Origin of the sequence: Asaia sp. VD9, assembly GCF_037150015.1 — a bacterium.
Lineage (GTDB): Bacteria > Pseudomonadota > Alphaproteobacteria > Acetobacterales > Acetobacteraceae > Asaia.
This window is the reverse complement of record NZ_JBBCQM010000026.1, coordinates 1-7341: the sequence shown is the minus strand read 5'-3', so window position 1 is coordinate 7341 and position 7341 is coordinate 1. Positions and strand designations below refer to the sequence as shown.

Annotated in this window: 13 protein-coding genes; 1 reads left to right on the top strand and 12 read right to left on the bottom strand. The window is 61.0% G+C overall.

The genetic code is table 11. The features are described 5' to 3' along the window. Positions 1-583: 583 nt before the first annotated feature. From WFJ47_RS16170 to WFJ47_RS16120, 11 genes are all read right to left on the bottom strand, one after another. Positions 584-2071, bottom strand: coding sequence for a DnaB-like helicase C-terminal domain-containing protein (locus WFJ47_RS16170; protein WP_336764376.1), 1488 nt, complete (start codon positions 2069-2071; stop codon positions 584-586). Then, complete coding sequence (locus WFJ47_RS16165) at positions 2064-2243, bottom strand: hypothetical protein (RefSeq protein ID WP_336764374.1); 180 nt, start codon at positions 2241-2243, stop codon at positions 2064-2066. Before WFJ47_RS16165 ends, WFJ47_RS16170 begins: the two co-directional genes overlap by 8 nt. After that, positions 2240-3175: a hypothetical protein gene (locus WFJ47_RS16160; RefSeq protein WP_336764372.1), complete on the bottom strand. Its 936-nt coding sequence runs from the start codon at positions 3173-3175 to the stop codon at positions 2240-2242. Before WFJ47_RS16160 ends, WFJ47_RS16165 begins: the two co-directional genes overlap by 4 nt. Further along, a complete protein-coding gene (locus tag WFJ47_RS16155) occupies positions 3172-3501 on the bottom strand; it encodes a hypothetical protein (RefSeq protein WP_336764370.1) in 330 nt (109 codons plus the stop codon). The genes WFJ47_RS16160 and WFJ47_RS16155 overlap by 4 nt, the downstream gene beginning before the upstream one ends. Continuing rightward, positions 3498-3920 carry a hypothetical protein gene (locus WFJ47_RS16150; RefSeq protein ID WP_336764369.1) on the bottom strand — a complete coding sequence of 141 codons (423 nt, stop codon included), beginning with the start codon at positions 3918-3920 and terminating at the stop codon, positions 3498-3500. The genes WFJ47_RS16155 and WFJ47_RS16150 overlap by 4 nt, the downstream gene beginning before the upstream one ends. Then, positions 3908-4126, bottom strand: coding sequence for a hypothetical protein (locus WFJ47_RS16145; protein ID WP_336764368.1), 219 nt, complete (start codon positions 4124-4126; stop codon positions 3908-3910). The genes WFJ47_RS16150 and WFJ47_RS16145 overlap by 13 nt, the downstream gene beginning before the upstream one ends. After that, positions 4120-4512, bottom strand: coding sequence for a hypothetical protein (locus tag WFJ47_RS16140; RefSeq protein ID WP_336764367.1), 393 nt, complete (start codon positions 4510-4512; stop codon positions 4120-4122). Before WFJ47_RS16140 ends, WFJ47_RS16145 begins: the two co-directional genes overlap by 7 nt. A 3-nt stretch (positions 4513-4515) precedes the next feature. Further along, a complete protein-coding gene (locus WFJ47_RS16135) occupies positions 4516-4791 on the bottom strand; it encodes a DUF2312 domain-containing protein (RefSeq protein ID WP_336764365.1) in 276 nt (91 codons plus the stop codon). After that, the gene (locus WFJ47_RS16130) at positions 4788-5384 is read right to left on the bottom strand and encodes a hypothetical protein (RefSeq protein ID WP_336764364.1); all 597 of its coding nucleotides are present in this window, start codon (positions 5382-5384) and stop codon (positions 4788-4790) included. The genes WFJ47_RS16135 and WFJ47_RS16130 overlap by 4 nt, the downstream gene beginning before the upstream one ends. Beyond that, entirely contained in the window at positions 5384-5611 is a 228-nt protein-coding gene (locus WFJ47_RS16125) for a hypothetical protein (RefSeq protein WP_336764363.1), read from the bottom strand. The genes WFJ47_RS16130 and WFJ47_RS16125 overlap by 1 nt, the downstream gene beginning before the upstream one ends. Before the next feature lie 109 nt (positions 5612-5720). Next, a complete protein-coding gene (locus WFJ47_RS16120) occupies positions 5721-6050 on the bottom strand; it encodes a hypothetical protein (protein WP_336764361.1) in 330 nt (109 codons plus the stop codon). Between the two features lie 114 nt (positions 6051-6164). On the opposite strand from WFJ47_RS16120, the gene WFJ47_RS16115 reads away from it, so the two are divergent. After that, positions 6165-6380 (top strand): hypothetical protein, encoded by a 216-nt coding sequence (locus tag WFJ47_RS16115; protein ID WP_062164660.1) that lies wholly within the window; start codon positions 6165-6167, stop codon positions 6378-6380. A gap of 5 nt (positions 6381-6385) precedes the next feature. Here the strand turns inward: WFJ47_RS16115 and WFJ47_RS16110 are convergent, their stop codons facing one another. After that, positions 6386-6973: a sigma factor-like helix-turn-helix DNA-binding protein gene (locus WFJ47_RS16110; protein ID WP_336764359.1), complete on the bottom strand. Its 588-nt coding sequence runs from the start codon at positions 6971-6973 to the stop codon at positions 6386-6388. Positions 6974-7341 lie beyond the last annotated feature (368 nt).

Below are 7341 nucleotides of genomic sequence, written 5' to 3'. Positions count from 1 at the left end.
TCACGCCGCTAAGTCGTCCCCATCATAATCATATCCTGGGTCTTCGTCATCGTTTGCAGGTTCAGGCCAAAACATCTCTGAACAGGCGCGGTCGTTCGCTGTTTGCCAGTCAGACCACATCAAACCCTCTCCCCACCAGAAGCGCGTGGCCACCCCAAGATCCATAATTTGCCGATCAGGAACCCAAAGGATGCGCATGTAGCGTACGCCACCAAACCGAACATCAAGCCCAAATCGAGGAACAAGAGGAGCGCACCAGCAAAATGAGTCACCCAAAGGAACCATCGCGCTAGGACGTTTTTCCGCCCCGTACAGCCCCCTCCAATTTCCGCCGGTGAGTTTGTCTTCTCACGCCCCGCACCGCCCTCAGCGCCAAACGTCGAGGCTCTCCGAGGTCGTTGATCAACGGGCCGCGCTGCGAGATGCGTTCGGTCGATGCGTTCGGCCCACGGCACGCTGAGATCGATCATGTCGGCGCCGAGGGTGCGTTTCGTCGTTTCGCTCATGTCCGATCCTACCACACCCCGAGCCCCGTCGGTACTGGAAACGACCGGATTTGCTGGGTTTTTCATGTTTTCCTCACTCACCATGCCGGGTCATTCTGGCGCTCGTCGTCGCCCCGGAACCAGGTTGAGGGGCCGTCGAACTGCATCCCGACGATGCCGGTCCGGCCGCCTCGGTTCTTGAGCACGATCACCTCGGCTGTGCCGGCCGACTTGGCTAGGCGCTCGGTCACTTCGGCCGATCGCTTCTCGTAGGCTGCATCACTTTCGCCGCTGTTGCGGCTGACTTGCCCATCTGCCCCTACGCGCAACCGCAGCGCCATTTCTTCGCGGTAGAGCGCCATCACGCACCGGGCATCCTGTTCGATCGCGCCACTGTCGCGAATATCGGCAAGTGAGGGGCGTCGGTCTTCGCGGTTCTCCGACTGCCGGTTGAGCTGGGAGAGGGCGATAACAGGGACGTTCAATTCCCGCGCCATGCGTGCCACGTCGCGGCTGATCTCGGTGACTTCGGCCGTGCGGTTGCCGGATCGCTTTACGGCCGCACTGGCCTCCATGAGTTGCAGGTAGTCGAGCGCGATGAATGCTAGGCCCTGCTTTTGCCGCTTCATGCGTCGGGCCCGTGCGAGGATCTGCTGCACGGTCGCGCCTTCCCGGTCATCGACCATGAGCGGGATATCTCTGGCCGCCATTCCGGCCGAGACGATCCGATCCATGTCCTCGCGTGACACCGGCCGCCTCTCGCCGTTCGGGAATTTCCAGTGCCCCGTCATGACCACATCGACCGGCAGGCCAGTCTTGCCCGCGATTGCCTTGCTCATCAGCTCTTCGGCCGACATTTCCCCGGACCAGATCAGACCCCGGCCGTTGCGTTGGGCAGCCCGCATTGCAATCCCGAGCATCAGGGACGACTTGCCGACACCCGGCCGTGCTGCAATGACATACACGCCGCCCGGCTTCAGGCCGCTCAGGAGGCCGTTCAAGCCCTCATACCCGGTATCGATACCCGAAAGGGCGTTCCCTGCCTTCCAGGCGGCTTCTGTGGCCTCTAGGAGCGTGTCTATCGCGTTTGCCGAGGTCTTCATCGGCCGATCGGTGTCGCCACTCAGGGCGAGGCGCTCGATCCGCTCCTGCAATTCCTCAACCAACACAGCGCCGGTTTTGTCTCCGGCATGGGTCACATCGAGGATCAGGTTCTCAGCCTCGTCCTTGAGCGAGCGAAGCAGGGACGCATCGGCAATCGCCTGGGCATAACCGCGCATCACCGGCTTGCCGACGAAGGCCGTCAGGATCTTCGGGCCCGACGCCTTCCAGAACTCTGCCGTCTTCGGGTTTGTCTCCGCCTCGCCACGGATCATGATCGGATCACACGGGCGACCGGCACGGACGCGATCACGAGCAATCCGGTAGAGCTCTCCCACGGCCTCGCTGGTAAAAGCCTCGGGCGCGAGGATGTCGTCCACGAGCTCGAGCATCGCGCTGTTGAGCAACACTCCGGCGAGGACCGAGCACTCGGCCTCGAACGTATCGAGCGATCGGACGGGCGGCAGGAAGAGCGATTCACTCACGTTCGTTCCTCCCGAATTGCAGATCTGCGATCAAGCGAAGAGCCTTGGCGGTGGCCTGAATCTCGTCTTCGATCTCGTCGCGGCTCAGGGCCCCTTGCACGATCGCATCGGCGAAGGTGCTGTTCATGCGCTGCCGATTGATGAAAAATGGCTCGGCAATGTGCTGGTTCATGGCTTGGACACTCCAAGAAAATCATCACGCATCGGCGGCTTGCCTTCGCATCCGGTTCGGGCCCATTCCCGGCGAGCCGCGACGAATGCCGCCTCGACTTCGGGCGGGTATTGCGAGGCCGTTGGCTTGGCTGCGACCACGGCGGTCACGCTCTCGTCGTTCCACCGCTCGCCGTTGAGCCAGGAGGCCGGGTGAGGGCGGAAGTCTTGGCCGTTGCGGACGTTCTCGCCAAATGGCCACGCCGAGACGGCGCGCATGATCGCCTCGTGCCCGATCTTGCGCCGTGCCCTGTCGTAGGCCTTCCGAGCCGATGCCTTCCCATCCTTGCGAGGGTAGGCGCTCCAGAAGGCTTCGAAGTCCCTGGCCGGGCCCTCTGTCTCGTTTCCCGAGTTTGCGTCTTCGGTTTCGAGTTCGAGCGTCGGTTCGTCCCTCAAAGGGACTATAGGGTTATATGCTTCTGCTTCTGCTTCTTGGTGTTTAAGGGGGGTGGTTAACCCATCTTCGCTATGGGGGTTAACCCCTGCCTTAACCCCACGCTTAACCCCTGTTGTTCGTTTGGGGTTAAGCCCCCCGGTTAAGGTCGGATTGCCTCCCATCTTGCCATTTGCTGAAGCCTCATCGGAAATGGCCTTATCCCTGACCATGCGCCGATTGAAGATTACGCCATCTTCCGACCGGCTAAATGCCCCCGCTTCCTCAAGCTCAGACAGGCATGAGGTCAGCTCATCAATGCTCGCGCCGCACACGGCGGCAAGTTGTCGCTCAGTTGGCTGGCGTCCGTTGACTAGCAGGTGACCGCACGGCTCCGCATCGAACATGATCGCCAAGAGGTCCATCCAAATGCCGCGCGCGGCCGGGGAGCACATGCGCAATGCGGGATCGCGTTGCCAGTCCTGCCACCACCATTTTGTCCATCGTCTTGCAGTGCTCATCCCGCCACCTCATTACGCAGCCGATTGCGGACCAGATACCGCCGTATTTTGTTAGTGTTCGGAATGACTGGCCCAGCATCACCGTCAATCCTGCCGGGAGTTGGCGCGACCGCTATCCTGGCGACCAGATCGGCCCGCACGGGGAAACGTACGAACTTTCGGCCTTCGCGCTCGAAATAGTAACCGTGCGCCTCCTCGATAGTCTCTTTCGAGTAGAGACCCGCCCAGCAAAGTGGCCAGCAATAGCCCGCATTATCTGGGCGCCAGAGGGTGATATAAGGGCGCCCCAGGTCGCGCCGTATGTCGATGATGTAATACATGCTCATGCCACCACCTCGCGAATGGTCACGACCGTGCGCTGCTCGTCGCGCTTGCACTTGATGCCGATCACCTCGATTTCGGCGTACTGCGGGGCGTCGTCGATGATGAAGCCCAGGCCGCGCTTGTTCTTCGTGCGCTGACGCGCGCCTTCCGTGCGTACGTTGAGCAGTCGCGGCGTCGTCAGGCTGTCGATCAGGAACTTTGCACCGCCTTGGAGGCCGTCATTGTCCGGCGAGCCCACGGAATACCGCTCGATCAGGACATGCGCCTTGCTGAACGGCTCAGGAGGCCGCAGACCAGCCGACGCCATGGCGACCGACCGGGCCATCTTCCGGCGCATTCCAGTAAGCGCAAAACGGCTCTGCCCGATGCTGTGATTGAGCAGCGGGAAGGCTGCGGGGAGGGTGAAGGTTATTTCTCGCATGGCGTAAACCTCCCGGCCCGATCCCGCCCCCGTTTCAAGGCGCGGATCGTCTTTTTCAGGGCTTCGATTTCCTTGTCTTTGGACGCGATCAGGGCCAGCGTGCGGGCTGGCTCGATCCTGTTTTCCCAAAGCTGGTAGCGCAGGCGCAGGCGCTCGTTCTCGCTTTCCACGCGGCGGGCGTAGGGTGTGCGGAACAGGTTCAGCATATGCCGCCTCCCTGAAAGAGGGCGGCCACCTGTGAACCAACCTCCGTCAACTCGTATTTCATGCGGTTGGGGCCGACGAGGCCGCGTTCCCGTAAGGCAGAAACGGCCCTTCCTTTGCCGCGTCCGAGAGTGGTTTTTCCTCTAGATATCTCGCACAGGGCATCAACCATGCTGTGAGTTAGATTGTGCTCTATAAAGGCGCCGAACGCCTCATCTTCGCGGCGGGCTTCATTGAACACGTCCGGTCGATTTTCTTTGAGAAAGATGAAACGCGCCTCAATTTCTTTCTCGGTGAATGGAAGGTCCACGAGCGCAATCTGTTCGGCGCCGACTGCCTCGAAATACTTGGCGATGAACACATCATCTTCGTGTGTGAAATTGTTCATGGCTCACATCCCCAGCGCGCGACGATATGTGTCGAGAATTGTTTCCGCTTCTTCCACCTTCGCCGGGTCTTGCTTGCGGATCTTGATGATCTGCTTGATCGTCGGCACGTCAAAACCTGCCGATTTGCTCTCCGCAAAAATGTCCTTGATGTCGGACGAGAGCGCCTTCCTTTCCTCTTCCAGACGTTCCACGCGCTCAATGACCGAGCGGAGACGATCGGCAGCAATCCCGCCCACGTTCTCGCTGTTGTGGCCTGTCATGTCGGTTGCGTTGGTCATGGGGCAGTCTCCAGAATTCGGACGGTAGGGGCGACCGGCTGGCCGCCAATCTGATCAGCAAGAGCGTCGGCAATGCCCTGGTATGTCTCGCTCCTGAGCTTCCATCGATCGGCGGACGGGGGCATTTTGTGGATGCGTGCCTCGCGTCCCTCGACCACGTTCGTCGGCGTCAGAGGGGCTACATTTTCGAGCCAGAGGCATGTCGCCTTGGTCTCACCATGGCCAAACATCCACGGCTGGATTACCTGGTCCGGTTTCCGCCACAGGCTCGACATGACGCAGACGGGGTTTTCGATCACCTTGCGGGGGATCGGGCACCGGGCGAGAGCCATGAAGAACGCGACTGCCGATTGCTGCCGGCCATCAAGGCGCTTGGCTTCGAAATGCCGCGCCCCTGACACGCTGAGATGCGTGCACGGCGGGTGTGCGATCATCAGATCCCATGGGTAGTCCAGCACGTCGCGCACATCGCCCTCGTAGTGAGGGCCGGGTCGTTCGGTCGGCAGGAGGTCGCACGACATCGCCTCATGACCGCGCGCCAGAAACGCATCCCTGACGATGCCGCTGTATTCGCAAGCGATAAGGACGCGCATTATCCCGCCCCCTCGATAAATTCGTAATGCACGGTCACGACGCGGCGCAGGCCAGCGGCCTTGAGAACACGTGCGGAGTATGGTTTGACGGCGTTTCGCTGGGCGTTGAGCGCCTGCGGGCTCATTCCGAGGGAGCGCGCCGCCTCGGCCTCACTCGGGAATTTATCAACCCATCGGTTGACGGCCCCGCACAGGTCAGCGGCGTCGATCTGATTGGAACGGCTCATTTCTGCAGCTCCTTCCGTGCCGCTTCGAGCGCTCGCTTGTAGCGATCGACTTCAGCCAGCGCCCAAGCCTCGAAGGCATCCCAGTCTTTCCAGACGATCCGTAGAAACGTCAGTCGGTATGAAGGTGGAGGGCCTGCATCTCTTCCGATGCCAAACCGACCGACCTTGATTTTGAACCAAGGCATAATTCTTGCTCCCGCGCCGCACGGCGCTCAGCAACGAGGCGCTCCACCTCGTCGGCTATGGATGAACACGAGGCCATCAGTTCGATCAGTGCTTCCGCATCGGGAGCATTGCGTTCTGACAGCCAGTTACGAGCCGCCCTGGGTGATTTTTTCGACGCCCGGGCGAGCATTTCTGCTGCAAACCGAAAGGGCATGAACTCGCGCTTGATCGCATCGAGCAGCCGATCGCGAACGGGGATGGTCGCAGCCATCATTCGCGGAAACTTTGGGTCAACAGTTGGTATTTTTGGGCAGCGGAATGCCCCAACCTTGCACATGTTTTTCCTCCATCATCTGCCTTGTCACCGGCAGTTTGAGGGAGTTCAGAGTTGGACGACGACACCACCACCCACGAGCACGACAAGCCACTGGTCGAGGCAGATGCGAGAAGGTTCACGCAGCGGTTGGATACGCCCGTGATCGCTCTCGACATCATGCGCGCCGCCCGGCTCTGGTCGGTGCTGCATCCGCACGCTACGGGCCAGACGCGCCAACGTCTGGTCGAGCAGTTTGCGGCTGCGGTGGGGGTCGTGGTTGTCATTTGATGGGGTCAGAGGGCGCGCATGTTCTGCGTCAGTTTCAGGGCTTCGAAATAGGGAATTCCAAGCCCGAGCGCGCCCCAGCTTACATCAGACCCGGCTGGCTCTGGTCCCCTTGTGTTGAGGGTGGAGGCAGGGACCTCTACAGGGAGCCGCGGCTGCCCAGGCGCCGGAACCTCGCGCTTCTTCGCCCGATTGACCTTTGCGGAAACAGCCTTGACCGAGATGCCGCAGCGCGCAGCAATCTCGCTGTACGACAGGCCATCCTGGAAAAGCGCAAGCATCTCCTCCGGAGACGTACTGCACGGGTCGTTGGCGGCAGGAATGCGCGCGTTGAGCAGTCCATGCTTGATGGCCGCATTCAGAAGGCTCGACTGTTTCCGCCCGATCTCTTTCGCCGCCGCAGTCTGGGACGCGCCCTTGTTCACCAGAACGAGGAAGCGCTCAGCCTCATCCTTCGTGACCATACGATCGCCGGAGGTTTCCTGCGCCGCACAGAATGCACGACAGAACCGGCGCTTCTGCCAACTCCATTTCGTGATGTGATCCTCGCGCATGATGAGGGCGCCGCAATAGGCGCAGGGCTTCGTATCGCTCATTTCTGGCCTCCCTTGCGCTCGAGGCGGCTTGCGATGCTCTGCAGATCGAGCGCGGAGACGGTGCCGGTCAGAGAGAAGGGCGGCTTGGCGGCTGGGGCGCTCATGGGCGTTCCTCCGAGCTTGCAGCCCGCGTCACGCCCGACGCCCAAACGAGCAGGCGAGTGGCAGCGCAGGCGGGGATTATGATTTCGAGGAAGTGCAGGAGGCTCATGGGCGGGCTCCCTGTGCAGCAGACAGGCCCAGCCGTTGCTCATTGAAAGCAAAGCCGATCTGCGTGCAGGATTTCGGGAAGGTCGCATTGAAGATGTCATCGAAATGACCAATGCTGTTGGCGATGCCGAGCAGGGTATTCAGCGTCCGGATATGCT

Excerpts from the sequence above, each read along its gene's own strand:
- WFJ47_RS16125 (WP_336764363.1), bottom strand. The coding sequence starts at position 5,611 with ATGAGCCGTTCCAATCAGATCGACGCCGCTGACCTGTGCGGGGCCGTC.
- WFJ47_RS16150 (WP_336764369.1), bottom strand. The coding sequence starts at position 3,920 with ATGCGAGAAATAACCTTCACCCTCCCCGCAGCCTTCCCGCTGCTCAAT.
- WFJ47_RS16160 (WP_336764372.1), bottom strand. The coding sequence starts at position 3,175 with ATGAGCACTGCAAGACGATGGACAAAATGGTGGTGGCAGGACTGGCAA.
- WFJ47_RS16165 (WP_336764374.1), bottom strand. The coding sequence starts at position 2,243 with ATGAACCAGCACATTGCCGAGCCATTTTTCATCAATCGGCAGCGCATG.
- WFJ47_RS16140 (WP_336764367.1), bottom strand. The coding sequence starts at position 4,512 with ATGAACAATTTCACACACGAAGATGATGTGTTCATCGCCAAGTATTTC.
- WFJ47_RS16110 (WP_336764359.1), bottom strand. The coding sequence starts at position 6,973 with ATGAGCGATACGAAGCCCTGCGCCTATTGCGGCGCCCTCATCATGCGC.
- WFJ47_RS16145 (WP_336764368.1), bottom strand. The coding sequence starts at position 4,126 with ATGCTGAACCTGTTCCGCACACCCTACGCCCGCCGCGTGGAAAGCGAG.
- WFJ47_RS16120 (WP_336764361.1), bottom strand. The coding sequence starts at position 6,050 with ATGATGGCTGCGACCATCCCCGTTCGCGATCGGCTGCTCGATGCGATC.
- WFJ47_RS16155 (WP_336764370.1), bottom strand. The coding sequence starts at position 3,501 with ATGAGCATGTATTACATCATCGACATACGGCGCGACCTGGGGCGCCCT.
- WFJ47_RS16135 (WP_336764365.1), bottom strand. The coding sequence starts at position 4,791 with ATGACCAACGCAACCGACATGACAGGCCACAACAGCGAGAACGTGGGC.
- WFJ47_RS16130 (WP_336764364.1), bottom strand. The coding sequence starts at position 5,384 with ATGCGCGTCCTTATCGCTTGCGAATACAGCGGCATCGTCAGGGATGCG.